The organism is Mesorhizobium sp. M0768 (genome assembly GCF_040320195.1).
In the GTDB taxonomy this organism is placed as follows: domain Bacteria; phylum Pseudomonadota; class Alphaproteobacteria; order Rhizobiales; family Rhizobiaceae; genus Mesorhizobium.
On the sequence record NZ_JAMYPD010000020.1, the window covers coordinates 58,708 to 79,014 of the forward strand.

The 20,307-nt window shown below is 58.4% G+C and carries 17 protein-coding genes and 4 pseudogenes; 12 read left to right on the top strand and 9 right to left on the bottom strand.

Going from position 1 to position 20,307, the window contains the following annotated elements:
* Positions 1–136: 136 nt before the first annotated feature.
* Positions 137–2,203 carry a carbamoyltransferase family protein gene (locus tag NKI08_RS22970; RefSeq protein WP_352474134.1) on the bottom strand — a complete coding sequence of 689 codons (2,067 nt, stop codon included), beginning with the start codon at positions 2,201–2,203 and terminating at the stop codon, positions 137–139.
* A gap of 1,013 nt (positions 2,204–3,216) precedes the next feature.
* Here NKI08_RS22970 and nadE point away from each other — a divergent pair.
* The 3 genes and pseudogenes from nadE to NKI08_RS22985 all read left to right on the top strand — a co-directional run.
* Positions 3,217–3,547: pseudogene (gene nadE / locus NKI08_RS22975) on the top strand (NAD(+) synthase); the annotation flags it as partial.
* Positions 3,548–3,940: 393 nt separating this feature from the next.
* Entirely contained in the window at positions 3,941–5,023 is a 1,083-nt protein-coding gene (locus NKI08_RS22980) for a sensor histidine kinase (protein WP_352502715.1), read from the top strand.
* A 661-nt stretch (positions 5,024–5,684) separates the two neighbouring features.
* Positions 5,685–5,942: an aminopeptidase gene (locus NKI08_RS22985; RefSeq protein ID WP_352453904.1), complete on the top strand. Its 258-nt coding sequence runs from the start codon at positions 5,685–5,687 to the stop codon at positions 5,940–5,942.
* 2 nt (positions 5,943–5,944) lie between these two features.
* Here the strand turns inward: NKI08_RS22985 and NKI08_RS22990 are convergent.
* Positions 5,945–6,263, bottom strand: a pseudogene (locus NKI08_RS22990) (integrase); the annotation flags it as partial.
* Between the two features lie 191 nt (positions 6,264–6,454).
* Here NKI08_RS22990 and NKI08_RS22995 point away from each other — a divergent pair.
* Complete coding sequence (locus NKI08_RS22995) at positions 6,455–7,108, top strand: tannase/feruloyl esterase family alpha/beta hydrolase (protein WP_352772324.1); 654 nt, start codon at positions 6,455–6,457, stop codon at positions 7,106–7,108.
* Complete coding sequence (locus tag NKI08_RS23000) at positions 7,105–8,115, top strand: tannase/feruloyl esterase family alpha/beta hydrolase (RefSeq protein ID WP_352772326.1); 1,011 nt, start codon at positions 7,105–7,107, stop codon at positions 8,113–8,115. The genes NKI08_RS22995 and NKI08_RS23000 overlap by 4 nt, the downstream gene beginning before the upstream one ends.
* Before the next feature lie 242 nt (positions 8,116–8,357).
* Here NKI08_RS23000 and NKI08_RS23005 read toward each other — a convergent pair.
* A pseudogene (locus tag NKI08_RS23005) lies at positions 8,358–9,481 on the bottom strand (site-specific integrase).
* Between the two features lie 536 nt (positions 9,482–10,017).
* On the opposite strand from NKI08_RS23005, the gene NKI08_RS23010 reads away from it, so the two are divergent.
* Positions 10,018–10,986 (top strand): glycosyltransferase family 10 domain-containing protein, encoded by a 969-nt coding sequence (locus NKI08_RS23010; RefSeq protein ID WP_352453731.1) that lies wholly within the window; start codon positions 10,018–10,020, stop codon positions 10,984–10,986.
* A gap of 138 nt (positions 10,987–11,124) precedes the next feature.
* Here the strand turns inward: NKI08_RS23010 and NKI08_RS23015 are convergent, their stop codons facing one another.
* Complete coding sequence (locus NKI08_RS23015) at positions 11,125–11,481, bottom strand: hypothetical protein (RefSeq protein ID WP_352453730.1); 357 nt, start codon at positions 11,479–11,481, stop codon at positions 11,125–11,127.
* Between the two features lie 427 nt (positions 11,482–11,908).
* On the opposite strand from NKI08_RS23015, the pseudogene NKI08_RS23020 reads away from it, so the two are divergent.
* A pseudogene (locus tag NKI08_RS23020) lies at positions 11,909–12,781 on the top strand (RHE_PE00001 family protein).
* Positions 12,782–12,821: 40 nt separating this feature from the next.
* Here NKI08_RS23020 and NKI08_RS23025 read toward each other — a convergent pair.
* On the bottom strand, positions 12,822–13,049 hold the full coding sequence (locus NKI08_RS23025; RefSeq protein ID WP_352502711.1) for a hypothetical protein: 228 nt from the start codon (positions 13,047–13,049) through the stop codon (positions 12,822–12,824).
* 319 nt (positions 13,050–13,368) lie between these two features.
* Positions 13,369–14,292, bottom strand: a complete 924-nt coding sequence (locus tag NKI08_RS23030) for a glycoside hydrolase domain-containing protein (RefSeq protein WP_352772329.1) — start codon at positions 14,290–14,292, stop codon at positions 13,369–13,371.
* 546 nt (positions 14,293–14,838) lie between these two features.
* Here NKI08_RS23030 and NKI08_RS23035 point away from each other — a divergent pair.
* On the top strand, positions 14,839–15,129 hold the full coding sequence (locus NKI08_RS23035; RefSeq protein ID WP_352502709.1) for a hypothetical protein: 291 nt from the start codon (positions 14,839–14,841) through the stop codon (positions 15,127–15,129).
* 23 nt (positions 15,130–15,152) lie between these two features.
* Positions 15,153–15,359 carry a hypothetical protein gene (locus tag NKI08_RS23040; RefSeq protein WP_352502708.1) on the top strand — a complete coding sequence of 69 codons (207 nt, stop codon included), beginning with the start codon at positions 15,153–15,155 and terminating at the stop codon, positions 15,357–15,359.
* 654 nt (positions 15,360–16,013) lie between these two features.
* On the opposite strand, the gene NKI08_RS23045 is transcribed toward NKI08_RS23040, so the two are convergent.
* A complete protein-coding gene (locus NKI08_RS23045) occupies positions 16,014–16,184 on the bottom strand; it encodes a hypothetical protein (RefSeq protein WP_352772334.1) in 171 nt (56 codons plus the stop codon).
* 355 nt (positions 16,185–16,539) lie between these two features.
* Positions 16,540–17,166, bottom strand: coding sequence for a hypothetical protein (locus NKI08_RS23050; RefSeq protein WP_352772337.1), 627 nt, complete (start codon positions 17,164–17,166; stop codon positions 16,540–16,542).
* A gap of 308 nt (positions 17,167–17,474) precedes the next feature.
* On the opposite strand from NKI08_RS23050, the gene NKI08_RS23055 reads away from it, so the two are divergent.
* Both NKI08_RS23055 and NKI08_RS23060 read left to right on the top strand, forming a co-directional pair.
* The gene (locus NKI08_RS23055) at positions 17,475–17,864 is read left to right on the top strand and encodes a hypothetical protein (protein ID WP_352772340.1); all 390 of its coding nucleotides are present in this window, start codon (positions 17,475–17,477) and stop codon (positions 17,862–17,864) included.
* Positions 17,865–17,935: 71 nt separating this feature from the next.
* Positions 17,936–18,694 carry a hypothetical protein gene (locus NKI08_RS23060; protein ID WP_352772342.1) on the top strand — a complete coding sequence of 253 codons (759 nt, stop codon included), beginning with the start codon at positions 17,936–17,938 and terminating at the stop codon, positions 18,692–18,694.
* Positions 18,695–19,075: 381 nt separating this feature from the next.
* On the opposite strand, the gene NKI08_RS23065 is transcribed toward NKI08_RS23060, so the two are convergent.
* Positions 19,076–19,219 (bottom strand): hypothetical protein, encoded by a 144-nt coding sequence (locus NKI08_RS23065; protein ID WP_352502703.1) that lies wholly within the window; start codon positions 19,217–19,219, stop codon positions 19,076–19,078.
* Positions 19,220–20,009: 790 nt separating this feature from the next.
* On the opposite strand from NKI08_RS23065, the gene NKI08_RS23070 reads away from it, so the two are divergent.
* Positions 20,010–20,147: a hypothetical protein gene (locus tag NKI08_RS23070; RefSeq protein WP_352502702.1), complete on the top strand. Its 138-nt coding sequence runs from the start codon at positions 20,010–20,012 to the stop codon at positions 20,145–20,147.
* The last annotated feature ends 160 nt before the right edge of the window (positions 20,148–20,307 follow it).

A 20,307-nucleotide genomic window follows, 5' to 3' on the forward strand; every position in this document is an offset into this window, starting at 1 on the left:
TTTTCTGCGCGTCCGGTCGTCCAAGGTGAAGTGGACGAATCAACCCTGTGATGAAGTCGACTGCCTGCCAGCGGTGAGGTGGCAGGCGGCATCGATGAACACCATTATTCGCCGAGCTTGGATAGCGGCACCTCTATCACGCTGAGAGCCTGTTATGCTGGTCCAGCGTTTGATCGCAGTCTTGATCCATGCGAGCAGCTTGTGAGGGATGCAATCGAACGAGGCGCTGCTCCCACAGCCGTCGCAGGCCCTCCATCAGAGCTTCACGCTTAGCCTGATCCGGCGCAATTGTATTGAGGAGATCTCCCAACACGGCTTCGCCCTCAATCCGCATCAGCAGATTAAACAAGTCGTGTGAAATTCGTACACTGTCACTGCTGAAGTGGGTCGTGCTGATCTCGCAGTGAGTCTCCCGACGATCTGGCGCTTTGTAAGCGCGGGTTTGATGGAGGGACACATAGGGCGGCAACGAAACCGCAAGCGCAGTCCAATCCTGCAGCGTTGCAGCCCGCTTTTTTACCAGGAAGGGCCCGACCACAAGTCCATCCAGCTCTGTCGTCAGAAAGGTGGCAATCGCGTCTGCAACCGAATCCACGATCGGTTCGGCATTGTTGTTAAAGGACGTATTGAGCAGAATTGGAGTGCCTGTGCGCTTCTTGAACGCATTGATGACCTCCCAGTACGCGGGATTGGCGTTGCGCGATACTGTTTGCAGGCGAGCGGTACCGTCGACGTGCGTGATGGCACCGAGCAAGGCGCGCTTTGAGTCACGCACGCGAACGACGAAATTCATGAATGGAAATTCGTGCCTACCGTCCGGGAGGTCGAAAAATTCGCTCGCATCCTCCTCCAGCACAGATGGCGCGAAGGGCCGATAGCCTTCGCGCTTCTTGACCATCGCATTGATCCGGTCCTTGTTTGCGGCGGGCCGAGGGTCGGCAAGAATGCTGCGGTTGCCCAGCGCACGTGGCCCAAACTCCGAACGACCCTGCACCCAGCCGATCACGGCGCCGTTGGCGATCCAGTCGGCTGCACTGCTTGCCACGTCATCAGAGCGTTCAACCTCGAGATGTCCGGCCCATGCATTCAGTTCCTGTTGCACGGCGCGCTCGCTCCCGAGATCAGGACCCCAATAGACCCCCTGCAGTCGCTCACACGGCGCGGGGCGGCCCATCTCGTTAGAGACTATCAGCGCAGCTCCCAATGCGCAGCCAGCGTCGTGAGACGCGGGTTGCACGAAAATGTCTTCGAAAAGCCCTGAATACAGCAGCTTACCGTTCATCGTGCAGTTATGGGCCACCCCCCCCGCCAGGCATAACCGCTTCATGCCGGTGGCCTCACGGTGATGCCGGAGAATGTGGAACACGATCCGCTCAAGCGCTTCCTGCAGTGACGCACTCACATCTCGATGCTGCTGGGTGAAGGGCATTCCCTTTCGCCTGACCTCGATATTGCGGAGCAACGCCGGACCGATGCGGTCGAGGTGAACACGGTAGCCACCGCCGTTGGCGGAGAGCTCGTAGAACTGCTCGAAGAGCTCGCGATAGGGAGCGGGGTCGCCGTAGGGCGCGAGTCCCATTACCTTATACTCGTCGAACAAGCCGTAGCCGAGATAGCGGATCGTCTCGAGATAAAACAGCCCAAGAGAATTGTTCTCGGGGAAAGCCTCGAGTTGCGTAATTTCTGTGCCAGACCCTACCGCCAAGAGGCCCGATAGGAAATCACCAGAGCCATCAATCGCTAGAATGAGACTTTGTTCGAAGCCCGACATTGCAAAGGCGCTCACGGCGTGCGCCTGATGATGACTTACGAATGAAATACGCGAACTGTCCAACTTAGTGCCGAACTCACGCGTTAACAGATCCTGCACCAACGTTTTAGCATCCAACGGAATGGAGAGAATGTCCGGGTGGGATGCGGACATACCTTCAAGCATGGCGTTGGCATAGGGCTCGCTGGCGTAGAGCGCGACACGATCAATGTCGTTGAGCTGAACCCCCGCCGCTGACAGACAGTATTGAATCGAACGAATTGGGAGCTTGTTGGAGTGTTTCATCCGATTGAGGCGTTCCTCTTCGACGGCTGCTATCACCCGTCCGTCTCGGACGAGCACCGCGGCGCCATCGTGCATAAAGGCGTTCCGAAGCTCGAATCGGTTTTCATGGACTTGGTCAAGTCCGCCGCTAATTCCTAGACACAGCATTTCTTTCTCCACATAGTGACGGGCAAGCCAAATTGGCCTGCCTCAGACCGTTTCCAACTAAATAGGCCGCGTTGTCGCTTGCAGCTGCAACCGCCTGTCAGGCATCACCGGCATCAAAGAACGCCTCATAAGGGTCCGCCTGAATCAACATGAGATGCTTCGATCGTGGCGCCTGCCGTTCCATGGCGCCGAGAGCTTGGCTGGATCATCGAATCTTGAGCGGCTGCTGACTTGCATGCCGGCGATGCCGTTTTCATCTGCAGCACGAACTTGTGACGCGGGCTGCCTATATCCTTGCGAAGGGGCGGCTGTTGACGAATAATGCCGCGCCGTGAACTGGCCCGATTTCATTCCCCGAAAGACCGTCGCACAGGCGACTGACATGTGCTGCACTGTCCGCCTGCTTCCCGGTCGCACATCCGATAACGCCTTCGCTTGTGCAGGAGGCCGCATCGCGTCATTCGTCGGCCAAACATGGCACCGACTGGAAGCCCGGCAATACCGCGTAGATGTAAAGTGCGCTGATGTTGTATGGTAGCGCTGCCGGCCGGGTCTCCAATCCGCTGCCCAAACGAGCGGACTGCCTGCGGCAAAAAGCCCGCCACAAGCAGAATCGCGCTGGGCAGCTGGCTCGCCTGCAAGACTTCGCAGCTCAGGAACATTGGGGACGACTAGCGTCGAACCGCCGACATGATCGGCCAGTTGCAACTCACTTCTCGGCACGACCTCCACTGCACGTCAGGGCGCATGGAAGATTTTCTCCTTTGGATGGGTGACCGGTGCGGACGTGCTTTTGTCCATGCAAGATTTCCGAAGAGTTATGAAATCGTTTGTTTCGATCAAAGTCATCCACGCTATGAATAGCTGCCGGACATGCGCTTCAAAGGGGCTTCAGGCTTCCCGGATGGCTACTCCGATTCGAAGCGCGTGGCATTCCATGCGCTCTATGACAACATTTTTCAGCAAAGGGTATGAGAGCAAACCCACACTTCTTTTTCAGAAGTCGCTTCGAAGCAGCCGAGGCCTTGATGGGCTTCTTCACCAAGTTCGGCGATGGTGCCGCAGACATTCTTCCTCTTTCCGGGCTGAACAAGCGCAGAGTTCGCGCCTTGGCAGTGTATCTGGGCGCTCGTCTGATCTTGTTGAAAAGATCCCGACCGCCGACCTGGAGAACCTCGTCCCGGTCTCACATACGATGAGATTGACGACTTCCTCGAAGGCCAAGAGATCAACGAAGCGGCGCACAGGCGTATACTTCATGCGCATTCCAGCACAGCCCATAAGCGAGCGCTTCCCGTCACAACGATTGCCATGACGGGTTCGATATTTAGGCATCGGCAATAGCGTCTCAACATACACGATCGATGGGCTTGCCGCAGTTAGGCAGCTAGCGGCCTGAATTGAAGCGCTGCTCTTTCAGCCCGCCTGCGGTCATGAGGTTGACAGTGTCGGCACGTATCGCCGAGGCCGGCACGCGAACTCATTCTCCCTGAATGCCTGCTCTATCGATCTTCCGCAGCGTACCCACTTGACCGGTCGCTTCGACATTCCAGGCACCTGGATTCTAGCCGATCCTTGCCGCTCTCCTTCGGCCGGTCGCAATGCTGGACGTGCGGCCGTTACGCGATGCAGAGCTGGTTGTCAGATGCGTGATGCGAAACGTGAGATGCAGCTCCAGTTTTGGCGATGGCGGGCTCGCCGCATTGTTGATATCATCCGCACAGAACAGGCGCGCAAATGACATCGGATTCAGAGAAGGCTGAGGCGGTCGAGCAGTTACTTGATACACCTGACCTTGCAACCGCACTGGAAAGCGAACAGTTCAAGAAATTCCTCGACCAGGTGCCGATCGCCATAGCCGTTTCGGACCTTGCCGGTGAAGAGCGCGTGGTCTACGCCAATCCGGAATTCGAGAAATTGTCAGGCCTGACGTCCGCCAGGCTCACCCAAGAAAACTGGGCGGCCCTTTTAGGCACGGGCCTCCATCAGCAAAAGGACAGGCCGCTAGCCGAGGCGGTGGTCGAGGGAACCGATTTGGTCGGCACCTTCAGGCTGGAGCGCGGCGAGGACAAACCCGCGATCGTCGACGTTTATTCCAACGTGATCGAGGATGACAACGGCAAGATGTGCTTCCGGCTGGTGGCCCTGGTCGACGTATCGGCTCACGGCGAGGCGGGAGATCAGCGCTCGGCCGAGGAGCGTGTCAGCGAGAAAGACACGCTGCTGCGCGAACTGCAGCACCGGGTGAAGAACAACCTGCAGATGATCACCGCGCTGATCCGGCTGGAAAGCCGCAACGCGACCGAGGCCGACCGGAGACGGTTTGAGCGGCTCGCCGGTCGCGTCGACGCTCTGGCGATCCTCTACCAGACGCTAACGGCCGACGAGCCGAAGGAGGAGGTCGATCTTGGCGTCTATCTCAGCCAGATCGCGTCCGCGGTGATGAGCTCGCATGCAGTCGAGGGGATCCGGCTGGATATGAAGGTGGATACATATCCCGTGTCAATAAACGTCGCCATGCCGGCCGGGCTGGTCGTAAACGAATTGCTGACCAATTCACTAAAGCATGCGTTCCGGGGCCGCGATGGCGGCACGATAACACTGCACAGCGTCGTCGATGGCGACGGCTGCCGGGTTATAGTGGCGGACGACGGAATCGGCCTGCCGGAAGGCGAGGTGTGGCCCAAACCAGGCAAGCTCGGAGCGCTGATCGCGCGATCGCTGACCGAGAACGCCAAGGCGCAGCTAGCCGTCGAGTCCAGCGCCAACAAAGGGACGAAGGTGACCATCGTTTTCAAGCGGTCGGCGGCAGCAAGCTGAACGGTTGCTGTCGAACTAGCAGGCTGGCGGCTGGCTTCATGTCGCGGCTTTGAGCAGGTGGCTGCAAATAGGCTAGGTCGCCCTTCACGGCCTGCTTCACATGGTCGAGGTCTTCCATTATGCTCCAGGCTTGCTGCTTCTGACTTCGGCGGCCAGTCCATCCCCACCTAGCGGAAGGCACTCCCGCCTGATTACGTTGCGGCTTGAGTCTTGACGGCGGGGGCACCTGACGCCTTCGCGCTCATCACGCGCGGGCCGGCAATTCAGCAGCGAGTCATCGCTTGGCCAATCTTGCCGAGGGCGAAGGTCTAACCTACAAATAAAATTGGTCCGACTGTTCGTGGCCGGAGGTAACCGCGAATTTGCGCTATCGGGACAGGAGAGCAGTGCTGTAGGCAAACCGCGATGCGTGCATTCGTTCGATTGGTTCTACGATTATCCTGACGCCTGGGGTGACCAGTTGCACCAGTGTTTCCTACTACGCGCAATCTTTGTAGGGTCATGTGCAGATCATCGCGGCCCGCCAAGACATCGGAAAACTGATCGACGATCCTTCAACCCCTGAGATATTGCGCGCCCGAATGGCATCGGCGGCCGCCATATAATAGTTTGCGGCAAAGACGGCCGCGATCGAACGGCTGAGGACGCGCTCGCCAACAGATTGCGCGACAGACGATGGGGTGGATACCGCGGATACGACGCCTGGTTCGATGCTCCGATCAACAACGCGAAGCTCGCCGCGACTTCCGTCTACAGCGATTCGGTTCAAAGGCTTGGCGCGTTGGACAAAGCTCGCCGCGCCGAAGCGCGATGCATAGAAGCCGGGATAGTCGCCCGAACACAAGTCGAACAAGCGGAGTGGTCGACCGTTTCGTCCTCCCCGGGGACGAGCCGGTTGCTCTGGCCTGGGGCGACCTGATGGGTCTTGCGGAGCACCGTCTCCAGCATGGCGATCAGGTCTTCGGGAAGTATGGCCTCATTCTGCACAGACGGTTTTGCGTGGCTGTTACGGATGCCGGCGGGCACGGTGGCGATATGGCGGTCCTTTCGATCGAGCGGCTCGCCACGCTGCGTATAATTCCACGCCAGGGAGGAGAGACGGCGCTCGATCGTCGCCACAGAGTTTGGTTTCTTGTCTCCTGTAACCTTTCTGGATGCACAGGCCGTGATGTAGAGGCCGACGGTCTGCGGATCAGGCGGCAACACCTCCGAGGTGCTGCCGGCGCGCCCAGGCGCAAAAAATCCGCTCTCGACCGAGCGGCGTCAGACCGGTATTCTTATGGATGTTCATCCGGTCCCCCTGGAGTCACTGAAGCTTCGACAATCTCAGCTTTCCCGGTTCGGACCGGATGGACAAGCTACTGAAAGCTCACAACTAGCTACCAATGCGATCAGCTTTCGGGCTATCGGGCGCATCCAGGGAGGATGGGTATGTTCTTGGCTAACGGGCTCAAGCTGCGGGACCGCGGGTGCACGCTGGCACTGATGTTGGCGATCATACGTGTATGTGCGCCTGCACTGGCGGCAAACGCGTCGGATCAGGCGTGCCGGTCCATCGCCAAGCTCAAAATTCCAAGCGTGATCTTTACCGAGGCTAGCCTTCAAAAGCCGCAGGAGATCCCCGCAGATCCCTTCACTGCATTCACCGGCGCCTCGCCTCAGGCGGTAAAAGTGGGCGGGCACTGCCTTGTCCGAGGTGTTATCGGGAAACGCCAGGGGGTCGATGGTCAATCATATGGCACCCGGTTTGAGGTGCGTCTTCCGACGACCTGGAACGACATGTTCCTTTTCCAGGGCGGCGGCGCAGTTGATGGCTTCCTGGCGCCGGCCGTCGGGACCATTCCTTGCCGGAACTCGACCGCGGCTCCCGGGCTCTTGCGCGGCTACGCTGTTGTAAGCATGGATGGCGGGCACCCAAGCCCCGATCCGGCTTTCGGGGTCGATCAAGCCGCACGCATTGATTTTGCGTACGCCTCCATTGGCAAAGTCACTTCGGTCTCGAAGCAGGTGATTGCAAAGTTCTATGGGGCGGCTCCGAAAAAGTCGGTGTTCATGGGATGCTCGAATGGCGGTCGTAGGCGTTGATAGCGGCTCAGCGATATCCGCTCGAGTTCGACGGCATTGTTGCAGGTAGCCCGGGTTTTCGTCTCAGTGCCGCCAACATTGCCGAAGCCTGGGATACTCGCCAGTACATGAGCATCGCTCCCAAGGATGAGGCCGGCCATCCCATTCTATCCCGCGCCTTCTCCCAGCAGGATCTGAACATCGTCGCCAAGGCGGTTCTCGCTGCCTGTGATGCTCGCGATGGCATTGAGGATGGCGTCATCAACGCCTGGCAGCAGTGCCGGTTCGACCCAAAGGTCCTGTCCTGCCAAGGCGATAAGACGGACAGCTGCCTCACGGCTGGTCAAGTGCAGGCCATGAGCCGCGCGTTCGCGGGTCCGGAAAGCTCCGATGGCGAAAAGCTTTACAGCGATTGGCCATATGATACGGGCGTTGCGGGCGCGGACTGGAGAATGTGGAAGCTGGGCAATTCCCCCACTTCCCAGTCGGATGCAAATAACATCGTTCTGGGAGCCCGCTCGCTTCAATACTACTTCATGACGCCCCCGGCGCCGAATTTTGACCCCCTGAAGTTCGACTTCGACAAGGATCCGGCACGCGTTGCGGATACGGCCAAGCTCAATGATGCGACCGGCACGTATCTCGCCAGCTTCGCTGCCCACGGTGGAAAGCTGCTCTTGTTTCAGGGACTTTCCGATCCGGTCTTCTCAGCCAACGATCTGGTGCGCTGGTACAAGCAAGTCGTCGAGGTCACAAGCGGCGGCGATTTGGAAGCGACTCGCCGTTTCGTGCGCATGTTCATAATCCCGGGGATGACCCACTGCGGCGATGGCCAAGCCTTCGACGACTTTGATCCTTTGGCCGCCATCGAGGGCTGGATAAACCAAGACAAGGCTCCGGATTCTCTCGCGGCTGGCAGCAAGGCATTCCCCGGCAAGCACCAGCCGATCTGCGCTTATCCCACTCAAGCTGCCTATGGCGGTAAGGGAAATCCCGATGAGATCGCGAGCTATTCGTGTCGGGGATAAGAGACCTCGTCATTTGTTCGCTTCAATCTGCGCGCATTCCCGGAACAGGTCTCCCGGACCAAGGATCGGTTGGAAAAGCTAAACCCGGAATTTGTGGGCCGTGCCATAACGCAGTTGATGATCATGCCTGACTACGAAGCGTCGGCCGCCGATAGTCTGGACACAGCGCTCGCTGTGCTCGATGAGGTAATTGTTATCGCCTGAGATCTGACCGCCTCATCCCAGCGGACAAAACGGGGGCATCAGAGCCCGGACGCCTTGGTGAGATTTACGCGGAAACGATCGCGCCGGCGCTGATAATTTCGCGTCATCTCCGCGGAGGCATGGCCGAGCTGTTTTTGCACATAGCGTTCGTCGACCTCGGCCGACGAGGCGAGGCCGGCGCGCAGTGAGTGGCCGGCGAATTTCTTGGCCCGTTCGCCCTCCGACAGATCGCCGCGCACGCCGGCGGCGAGCGCCGTGCGCTTGACCAGGCGTGCGACCTCCTGGTCGTTCAAGCGATCGGCACCGACGGCTCTGCCTTGACCAGCAACGCGCCGAAACAGCGGTCCGTGCGCAATGCGCGCCAGTCTTAGCCAGGTCTGCAGAGCGACCACAGGGCAGGTGGCGTCGGAGGAGCCGCGGCCGATTTCGACCTCGCGCCAGCCGGTTTTGCCGCGCAATGTGACAAGCAGACCCTTATCGGCAAAAATCTCGACCCAGCCGCGCCCGTCCTCGGTCTGATCCCTGCCGACGTCGAGGCCGACGATTTCGGATCGGCGAAGGCCGCCGGCGAAACCCAAAAGCAGCATGGCGCGGTCGCGCAGACCACGCAGCGTGCCGCGGTCGAGGGTCTCGAACATGCGATCAGATCCTCGGGCAGGACCGCTTCCTTCTGCCGGGGAGGGGAGGCGTGGGTGTTTCGAACGCCAGCCATCACCGTGGCGATATGCCGGTCCTTGCGGTCCAGCGGCTGGCCGCGCTGGGCAAAATTCCAGGAGAGCGACGAAAGCCGGCGCTCGATGGTTGAAACGGTGTTGGGCTTTTTGTCGCCAGTGGCCGTACCTGACGCGCAGGCGGCGATATAGAGCCCGACGACCTCAGGATCGGGCGGGAACATCTCGATGCCTTGGCGCCGGCACCAGCTCGAAAAATGCTTCCAGTCGGCTGCGTAGGCGCGGCGCGTGTTGGCCGAACTCGCCGCCTCGATATAATCGCGCGCGCGGCCGGCGAGCGCCTCAAGCTGCGCAGGCAGGCTGGGATTGGCAATGGCTGGAAGGGGAGGGGACGAGGCTAGGTCGGCATCGCCCATCTGCATGACGATATCGATGATGTCGGGCAAAGCCGCGGCGCTTTGTGTGTGAAGCTTGTCCGAAATTCGTAGCATATTTCGGACATCTTGACCGTCACTTCGTCCGAAATCGGACCACAGATTTCGGACAAAGCCCCGGCATCAACCCGCCAATATCTCGATCTGCCGTCGCCGCTGCAAACGTCGCCTGTGAGAGGCGAGCCGCCTCTAAACTGGTCGTATATCCCGATTAATAATAAGAATGTAGTCAACTTCCATATTTTAGAGGGCACGCATGCTGCCACTCAACCGGCCTGATCACCACACAAAGTGAGGAACAACCTGGTTAGGTGCAAAGCGACAATTGCCTCGACAGCGGGTCCCGGAAGGTTTATGCTGCCCAATCTTACCGCAATCCGAAATGGCGATTGAGTACCTTCACGAGTGAAGGGATTCCCGCGGTCTTAGAGATGAGTTGTCGAATGGCGCGAAGTCGCACAGAATCGCGAAGTCGCACAGAATCGTGTGTTTGATACCGATCAGGATCGCGAGCTATTTCAGGCGCAGAGAGGTCTTGCGCCCGATGCACGAGTTGCTCCCGGTCCAACGGAAGTGAATGGGGTGGAACTGCTTTGTCGACCAAATTGTTGACGGAACGTCCGGCGCCCATTGTTGCTACATGTCTGGATTCTTGGGGCGTTTTGGATGATGCAATCCACCATCTCACTCCAAAGGGCAGTGGAATCTGGAACAATGTCGCTTTTGTACGCAGGACATCCTTCGCGCCCGATTGGCATATTGTCTTTAACTCTGCTTCTATTTTTGGGCTCCCTGTTGATATCGAGGCGAGTCCAAACAGGACAATTTTTGCAATCGGCGAACCGCCGACGAAAGCTCATCGCGCATTTCATGAAGGGCAAGGGAAAAATACCATCGTCCTGACGTCTGACGCAGAGCTGGCTGCTCGGCAGAATGCAGAGCGCCGATTCGTTTTGTCTCCACCTATCACTCGGTCTTGGTCTGTAACAAAGACATATGACCAACTTCTGGTCAGCGAAGTCGTGGACAAGCCGCTTCGGCTCTCATGGATTACCAGTAACATCGCCCTGCTTAAAGGGCATCGATATCGGCTGGCGTTTCTGGAACGGCTGAGAGAGGAGCTCGATTTTGACCTGTTCGGCCGAGGTTTTCGGCTGATTGGAGATAAATGGGACGCACTCGCACCGTACCGTTACAGTATAGCTTTCGAGAATACTCGTGCTGATTACTATTTTACAGAGAAGCTTATGGACTGCTTCGTTGCTGAAACAATGCCGATCTATTACGGCAGCCCGGCAATCACGAGGTTCTTCCCTTCCGACTCAATGGTTCTGATTGACCCAGAGGACAAGAACGTAATCCAAAAAATTCAAGAAATCATCGACTCGGACCTCTGGAAGGAGCGTCGCGGCGCAATACAAGAGGCGAAGCGGTTGGTTCTTGAGAAATACAATACGTTTGCTTATCTCGCGGGCTTCATCGAAAGCGTTCACGATAAACCCTTACCGCCGGAAGTTATACACATCGGTTCGCCTGCGGTCGATTTTGGGACAGACGAATGAAGTACTCCAACGCTCGCTTCGCGTGCCCGGCGGTTGGTGGTCTGGCGAGATCGGTACGGAGCGCTCGGCGGAGAATGCCTACCTGCGCAGACGGGCCGGCACGGGCGCACGAGGTCATGCGCCCCCGGCTGCCGCTGATCAGACGAACTGGGGAAGGCCAGGAACGGAATTGAGGACCTCGTCCACGAGTTCGTCGCCGGCATGTTCCTTGGCGAAGGCGATCGTCTCGTTGGCGATGGCGGCGATCTTTAGAATGCTGAGACCCTCACTCATCAATTGCTGGCCGAGCCCCATGAGGCCGCCTCCGCCCTCTGGGTCGTTGCCATGATACTTCGCCACTAATTCCGAAGCTCCGGGAATGGCCGCGATCATGCGCGCAACGGGACCGTCGGCCGCGTGGCGTTGCAGGAAACCCAGCATTAACCCAACGGCCTTCTCTGCGAGAGCCGGGCCGATGCCGGCACCAGTGGCGATGCGCGATAAGAATTCTTCCATGGCAGGGTTCGTCTCTCTTTAATGAGGTTTACACGGGGCCGGTCCGGCGCCCAAAGCGCCCTTGGCCGAACCACAATTGAACTCCACAAAAATAGGCCGGCGGAAGTGCTATTGCAACTGCGCGTTCCCCATCCTGCTGTCCGCGAATTAGTGAAACTGCTGTCCGCGATTTAGCGGAACGACTGTCCCGTTTTTGCGAAATACGCACGTCCGACGCAGCTTGCGTTGACAGAGGCGGTTTTACACCCCACTCAGCCCTGTCCGGATCTGGCGCTCCTTGCTCGCTCCGCTGGCCTACACAGTTGATTGCGAACGACCCAGAACGGCTCTCGAAAACGAGCGTCGAACGAAATCAGATCACTGCTTGTTCTCCCTTAGCGTTGTTTGGCGTACTTTTATCGCGATGCCCTCTTGTGGGCCGTGCCTCATGCCTGACTACGAAGCGGCGCTAGTCGGACCGGTTGCCCGCGCGACCGAAGCCTTGGCCCGCCTTGACGAACGGCTGGCCCGTTCCCCCGTCCGCGAAGGGTTTATCGAGCGCCAGCATTTTGCCGATGCGGCCGCGGCGCTGTGGCTCGAAGGCGAACTCGTCATATCGAGGACCTCGTCCTGCACGACGCCCACATGGAGATTCGCATCCCGACCCACGAGCTCACCCGCGCGCATGCCGTCTTGCGCGTCCGCCGGCACCGACGTGCCGGCGAGGACGCCACGTTCCGACGAGCGGCCGGACTTGATCTACGATCTCGACTGGAATGAAGAAGAACGGCTGACCGAATGGCAGACCGTCTTCGCCGACACGCGGGAGTGGCCATTGGTGATGCGCGCCGCGATCCTGCTCGATGCCTGGTCAGACATCGAGGTGCTGCAGCATGGCATCTGGCTCGGACAGCTGCTGGTGACCGCGCTGCTGCGCCAGGAAGGTATCTCCGCCAACCATCTCGCTAGCCTGCATCTCGGCGCGAAAAACATTCCGCGGGAGCGGAGGCGGGCGCGCAATCGCAGTGACCGGTTGCTGGCCTCCCTCGATGGAATCCATGAGGCCGCACTCGTGGGGCTGAAGGAGCACGACCGGCTGGTGATGGCGAAAAGCCAGATGGAACGGCGGCTAAAACAACGGCGCACCAGCTCGAAACTGGCCGACCTGGTCGAATTCGTACTCTCGCGGCCGATCGTCTCGACCGGCATGATCCAAGAGGTGCTAAAAGTCTCGAAGCAGGGCGCGCTCAATCTTGTCGGCGAGCTCGGCCTGCGCGAGATGACGGGGAGGGGGAGGTTTCGGGCATGGGGTATTGTATAGTCCGCAGCCGTTCGTCGTAAGTTCTGCCAACTTTGCCAAGTCATTTCATCCACCCGCGCAGAGTGTCCAGCGTTCGCTTAAGCCACCCGTGTTCCCAGCCGTACATGGTGACGTAGTTGGTCACTTCGGTCACTTCCTGCTGGCCAGGCTCCGCAATCTTGAACCCCTGATAGTCCATGCAGCTGTAGAGAGCCCCTGGCTGAGGATTGACCACACGATTGCCGGCTGCATTGATTCCAAAAGCTAAGGAATCCGAAAAGCCCCACATGCCAAAATGATCCGAAAGCCATGTAGCTTAGGAACGCACCTATCGCGGCCATTTCCAGCGTATTGCCGACCTCGCTGACTCGTTGAACATGGTCAGATTGGTCGATCGGCAGCACGTTCAAGACGCGGGACGCGATCGAGTGGGCATCCTTTGTGTCGACGGGTGTTCAGGTACTCGATGGCTTCGGAATAACGTCTCCATCCGAGCTTGAGCGAGTTGCCCGGGAGTCCGCAAAGGTCGACGCGCCCAGTTGTGCCATAAAGCCCTCACCTTTTGTCTGGTAGTGAAATACTCGGGTCCGATACCTATCTGTAGTCATTCAGATTCGGATCAGGTCTTGAACTCCCAAAGCGACGGCGATACTCGGAGCGTTGGACGGGTCGGCTACCAACGAGCGATCAAAATCGAAAGACATTTTGGGTGGGAGTCCTGGGAGGTTCTTCTGCTTCCAGAGATATTGGGTGGCAATGCACCCCTGTCTTATAATGCCTTGCGGAAATTGCTTTGGGTTGTAAGCAAGGATGCCTTGCTCGAAAAGAAAATCATAGAATTCACTATTTGACCCAACGTCTGATAAGGCCTGTTCTCCGGTCTGATCGCTTTTACGCATTACGTTCCTGTTGAATTGAAGGGCGGCGCTCTCTAGGGTGGCGCGCGTGTTTCCAGGAAGTTCAACAGTCCATATGGCGCTTGTTATCTTGGTTAACCATGGAACCATTAGGTATGAGCCATAGACGCCTGGATAGTAGGCCCCCTTTAAGACGGCTTTCATCCAAGCGCGAAGGTATGCTTCGTATTTTCCGCCAGCAGGTTTAGGAGTCTCTATGTCGAAGTAGACTACAGAACCCGGTGGGAATTGTGCCTGCTTCATCAATTTTATAGCCGCTTCGCCGTGCAGCGTTCCATCTGCTTCTGCAGGACTGTCGCTCTGATTTCCGATGTAGGTTGGAAGAAAGCCCCAATCTCGCTCGGCTAGATAATCCTTCTTTGAAATCCATTCGTGATCTATTTTGGTGATGGAGTGAGTTAAATAAAGGCAGGTCAGTTGGAAATTATTCTTGCGAATGGCTCTTTCATTAGCGTCTTGAAAGTAACTATATATGTCGATGCCGAGAGTAGGCTTCTTTTCATCGCAGTTGACTGCTGAAGTATCCGGAGGAGTGGCTGCATCCGCGCGCCCTATGGGTAGGGCCGAAGCAAGGGCCAGTGAGGAACCACAGACGAATTGCCGGCGCGTACTCACGGAGCCGCCTCCCCCTCGTTAGCGGAACAGAATAGCCCAATCCTTCCGCTCGCCATAGTGGCAGCATTCCAAAAGGTTGGCAAATGTAGCCGACATTGGGTTAAAGCGCTCGCTCCTCGCCACCCTCACGGCCCATGCCGTCGTCGGCCAGCCCGTGCTGACTCTAAGCGCCGAATGGTTTCTCGGCGTTCTGAGCGCGCGCCGATACCAGCGACAACGCTCCGCAGCGATGCCGGACCACGGTCGACGCCGCCGTGCCAGGAGCAGGCGCCCTGCCGCCCGATCGAATTGCGAGTGCCAGCCGTCGCGGCAGGTCATGAGCCGGCAAGGAGCACCAAAGGTCACCATCGCGAGAACGAACGCGATTGCCCTTATCGCGGCAGGATGCCTAAGAGCTCCATTGATCGGAAGCGGCTCGCCGGCGACGCGATGCACCTGCTTGTGCCCACTTCGGATGGTAGCGCCGAAGGCTGAATCAGGCGAACGCCCTCGAACAAATATTTCCCGCCTTTCGGGCTGCTCGGCAAGCTGGGGAAGAAATGTCATATGAAATTCAATTGTTTAGATGTTTTGGTGCCCAGGGGCGGGATGCTTCCAGACGATTGTTTTCAGCGACTTGCCAGCGGTGGGACACGGGGAGGATTGAGGCGCGCGTCGTCTCTGAAGGTGCCAATCTCGACATTATTGACGAAGTCGCACAGCGAGTTTCTATTCAAGGAACAGAAGGATGCGCTTTGGCTCGCCAGCCCGGTCCAGGTCTATCTCGATCTGCTGCGCGGGGACGGCCGTTCGCGGGACATGGCCGAGCATTTGAGAAAGGAAATTCTGGGAATTTGACATGAGCAAACCGATAACTGCCGATGGCTGTAAAAAACGAAGTCACTGACAACTGCGAACGCCTCCTGGTCACGCTAATACGGGGCCTTGGCCAGTGGCACGACTCGATCCTCCTGATCGAGGGGCTCACCCCGCGCTACCTGATTGACAAGAAGCCGCCGGACGTTCCTGCCCATGCCGGTACCGGCGATGTCGACGTCGTCATTCAGCTCCACATGCTTGGCCGATAACGACGCCTTTCACACGCTGGAAGACAACTTCAAAAAGCTCGACTTCGAGCGCGGGACTAACAGCGCCGGCTGACCCGTCTCTTGGCGCTGGGAGATCAAGGCTGACGCGAAAGCGAAGGTCATTCTCGAACTGCTTGACGACGATCCGGAAATCCGTCACCCGCACGCACGCGCATGATCTGATCTACTGCCTGACCCACTACGACGGCGAACCGGAAACGAAGGAGTCGCTCAGACTCTCGGGAGCGCTGTCGTCGCTTATGAGTTTATGTAGGGGCCCTGCGTTACAAGGGCGCCGGTCAAATTTCACAAGCCAACCGAGGTCCCAAGCGCCGCGAACCTTTCCTCCGATGGGTTAGGGGCAAAGTCTCGCTGCCCCGCTAACCATTTCCTCGAGAGTGGTACCCGCCGGCAGATTCAGCCATCCGTTCAGTCGCCGTTTGCCAAGCGGTGTGTCCGAACTTGGGCTGGTCCAAGACCAGTCATGCTCTGACACTTTCTCGCTTTGTCACGGCGACGTTGCTCTTTCTTGAGCAATTGCACGAGGCCTCCATGGGCCTTGTCCAGCGTCTTCGGAGCAGAAACTTTTGCCCACGGTCTTCGCCGGATGCCTACGTATTGCCTAGATCTTCTCGCTCCTGTCGCATCATTTCATCAACCCGCCTTCAGGAAGCCGAACAGCCCGCGCCTGGGCCGCTGATCGGCAAGCAATCGCTGGGAAGTCTCGGCCTGTTTTTGCCAGCTGTCACGCTGGGCCTTTAGATCGTCGGCGTGGTCCCGCATCATTGCCAGCTGGGCGCGCAGGCCTTCAATCTCAGCCTTCAAGGCGGGTGTTTCATCTGCCGTTGCAACTGGGGTTGCGTCTCGTTTCACAGCACCGTCGAGCGCAACCGTCCCGGCGTTGCGCGGATATACTCGGAACAACTCGGCAGGATCGATGTCGAATATGTCGATAAAGGGCGTCGGCGATCTTCAGAGATTGGAGTAGTTTAGACGACTACCCCCTGCCCGTCACCCATCGCAATTAGGTCCGGACTCACAACAGTGCCCTGTCCGTTGCTGCGGGCTGCCTGGACAACCGTGCCCTGCCCGTTGCCAATCGAAAGCGCACTTTGATAGGCGGTAACCCATACCAACCCGATCAGCGAGAGAGCCGCAAGACAGTTGAGTATGTTCCTGCTCATGCTTTGCCTCCGTCGTGTTTGCCGATCTTTTTGGCGAACTCTTCTTTGATGGGGAACCAGACGTCCTCATAAAACGTCTTGGCGATCGGCCCAACCCGAATGTCGAACTCTTTGCCTTTCGTGACGGTCACGAAACCGAGCCGCGCCAGCCGAGCCAGCTTTGCCTTCGCGTGGGACTGAGGGCACCCCGGGTGATAGTCGCCGGTATCCCTGAAGTGCTCCAGGTTCATGGGACGGTTGACCCACGAGTAGCGCGTCAGCACATGGACCCATCCTTCGACCTCGGCGCTTCTCGCCAACACAAGCCAACGCAGTTCATCGGGGTCGATGTCAAGAACGCCATTCATCGTGGCGATTTCCAGATTCTTGGCGATGCCCTGCTCGTACACCTGCGACGGCAGCGTGTCGTGCCGCGCCTTCTCCACCATCTTGTTGGGAGGCGTCGCGGCATAGCCTGGTTCATCGCACCAAGGCTTGAGAATCTCCACGCCATGAGCAGTGATGGAACTCTTGTTTGCGCGCAGCCAGTCGAGAGTGGCCTGAGCGGCATCGCGTATAAGCGCTTGGATGCGCGGATCGCTGAACCGTGCTGCGTAAAAGGCGAAATGGTCGGGCCTTTGCATCTTGGGGTCCGGGCAGAGCCCGCTCCGTTTGATCGAACTTCACAGCATAGAGTTGGGAAGCAGATGGGGATAATTCAAATTGAACCCACCCCGGCGCCTGCTCGCGCGCGTACGACGACGCAAGCAGACCCGCATTCACTTTGAACGCTCACCTTGCACATTCAGGGTGCGTTATCCCTCCTCGTTAATCGCAGGCATCGTGCCCGGCAGCTGCTCCGTCGGAGCCGCCGCTTCGAGCGCCAACATCAGCTCGAAGGCCCGCTTCTTCCGCCCTGAGGAGGGCTTGTTCCATGAAGAAAGCTACGATGATGCAGACCACGGCCTCTGCATTCTTCATCGCCGCGAGCGCCGTCGGCTACTCGACCCTGGCTGGGACTGCCTCGGCCCGTGCGGATGAGACCATCGTCATCTGCAAGGAGGCCTTGGCCGTCCCAGCCGCGGCGGCTGCTTGCGCGGCGGTCGGTGTCGTCGTTCACGAACTCTTCCTCGCGGATCGCCCCTTCGGCCCGAACGGCGAGCTGATGAAGATTATCCTGATGCCGGTGAGCATCATGGACGGCAACATCAAGGCGATAGGTCGCGAGTCCGGCGAGCTGGCCAAGGTGCTGCGTGGCATCAGCGGGATCAGCATTCGCGACATCGAGCGCTACGGCATCCTCGGCGGCCCGGGCTCGGTCTTCCACAAGCCCTTTGGCTAGAACCAAAACGGGAGGTTGGCGGATCTTCGGACCCGCCACCCACCACAATCCCACAGAAAGGAATTGCAGTCATGAAGAAGCTTCTCCTGGCCTCCGCTCTGGGATTGGCCACCCTCGGCGCTTCCCCTGCTTTCGCGGCGGGTGCGTTCGACTTCCTGGACCCCTGCATCAAGGCGGCGGGCGATTTCGCTAATCAGCGTCAGCAGGTCCGTGCAAAGTACGAAAACCTCGAAGGCAGCATCCCCACGATGGTCGCCGACGCCGAATTTCGCGACGCCTGGATGAAGGCCAAGCGGGAGCAGGCTCGCCCGATCTTCGATGCGGAGGTGGCGCCTCAGCTCGCCAAGTACGGCCTCAAGGACATGGATCAGGCGTTCGATGCCTGGTTCAAGGACATGATCGCCGCTGTAGACCCCCAGGACCTCCAGAACCTCATCAACGAGACCTATCGGATGATGGCGAAGGAGGAGGTGGCTCAGTACCGCTCGAAGACCGAAGCCGGTTACGACAAGGCCAAGTCTGAGCTGGATGGCTCCTGCAAGCAGGATGTCGGCAACCAAGCGCTGCGTGTCGTCCTCGCTCCCATCGGCATCATCGGCGGCAACTTCGAAGCGGCCAAGGACGAGCGCAACGTCGTCACCCAGGTTTTTCGCGCCATGACGGGCATCAGCCTCAAGGACATCGCCTCGCATGGCATCCTCGGCGGCGACAACTCCGAGCTGCGCAAGCTGGTCAACGGTCTCGTCGGCGGTAAGAACTCGGAAGTCAACAAGTTCCTCCAGGCCCCCTTGGGCGGCGGTAACTCATTCTTCCACAAGCCCTTCGGCTAAGATAAAACCAACGCGGTGGCGGGTCTTCGGGCTCGCCGCAATGCGCGTAAGCCGGCTTTGGTTGTTCCAAGGAGTTGATTGGCGTGAAAAGTCCTTCTGCCGTAGGGCGCTTAGCAAAGAGTTGGGAAGATACATTCTTATTCCATTGTTTATTGCCGCCGCTTTCATCGCAGTTGTGAGCTCTTCCCATCGCATCCCCACAATATTTGTTCATCCAATCGAAGATGTGCGAGATGTTAAGCCGATTCCTCGTATAACCCCTCAAGGTGAGGAGGCTCCTGGACTGGATTTTGGGGGTCTGACGGACGCGGAGTTTGGGGGCGGAGGGGCAAGCGATCTGGTTAGAAGTCGGTAGCTCTTTGGCCGGGATCGTTAAGGGCTTCAGTTCAGCATCGAGGCGATGCTCTTGGCGCTATAGGCAGCACCGCGGTCGTTCAGGTGGTCGGCTGCCGCCAGTTCGGCCGCAATGGTGCGAAGACTCCGCTGGCCCCGCTTCGGCCCCCTACGGCGCAAGCTCTTTGCCATTGCTACAACCTCCGGCATCTTGGCAGCGGGACAGACTTCCCCCTTCTTGGTCGGACGTTTCCGCGAGACCTTGCGCCCGCGCGTTGCTTGCGCAATATCTGGAGCATGGCGAAACATGCAACTACCGCTCGGCGCTCGGCGTCATCAGGCCAGTTTGTCACTACGAAGGGCGCCAATTCGGTTGGGCGGACCAGTGACGGGGTTGTGATCCTGAAGCCTGCCACCAAGCCGACGCATTTCACGCAAAGTGAGATACGCAGCACGATTAGGGAAGTGAAGGGGAGCGACGGCCGCTTATCGAGCAGTAAGAATCATTGATGGCTGCGCATCCGCGCAATGTGTTCATCAACTGTGCCTTTCGACCCCGAATTTGAACCCCTATTCCACGCGATAGTTTTTACTGTGATCCGGTCAGGATTCCGCGCGCGGTGCGCGACCGAATCTGACGACGCGGGAGAGAACCGCTTCTCTAAGATTCAGCAATCGTGGAGGAATGCCGCTACGGCATCCATGATATTTCGCGAACTGAAACCAGCGGCAATCCTCCTCTGCCTCGGTTCAATATGCCGCTCGAACTCGGCTTTTCCTCGGTGCCAGACGCTTTGGCGACGGCGATCAAAAAAAGAAGAAGACTCTAATCCTTGACCGCGAGCAATATCGATTCCAACGGTTTGTTTCGGACCTCGCCGGCCAAGATATTCACTCGCACAATGGCGACGTTTCGACCGCGGTGCGTGAAATGGCAACTTGGTTGCGCACTCAATCGAGGTCGACCACTGTACCGGGCGGAATGAAGATCGCCGACGAGTTCGCCCAATTCCAAGAAGCCTTGCCCGCGATCTTAGGGCAACAAGGACTTGTAAGAGCCGAGATGACATTCGGCGACTACACCGCTATTGCCGTGGCATACATCAAGGAAAACGCCTGACATTACCCGTGAAAAGGTAACACTGGCCACTGCCGTCAGTGCTGCTTTGGGAGTTAGCTACTGGGCGGCTTCCAAAAGCGAGATTTTGTTTTCAAGTGGCCAGCGTTGACCCCCATGCCGCCACTTGCCGGACCCGAAAAAAACCTGCTAGATGCGCGCG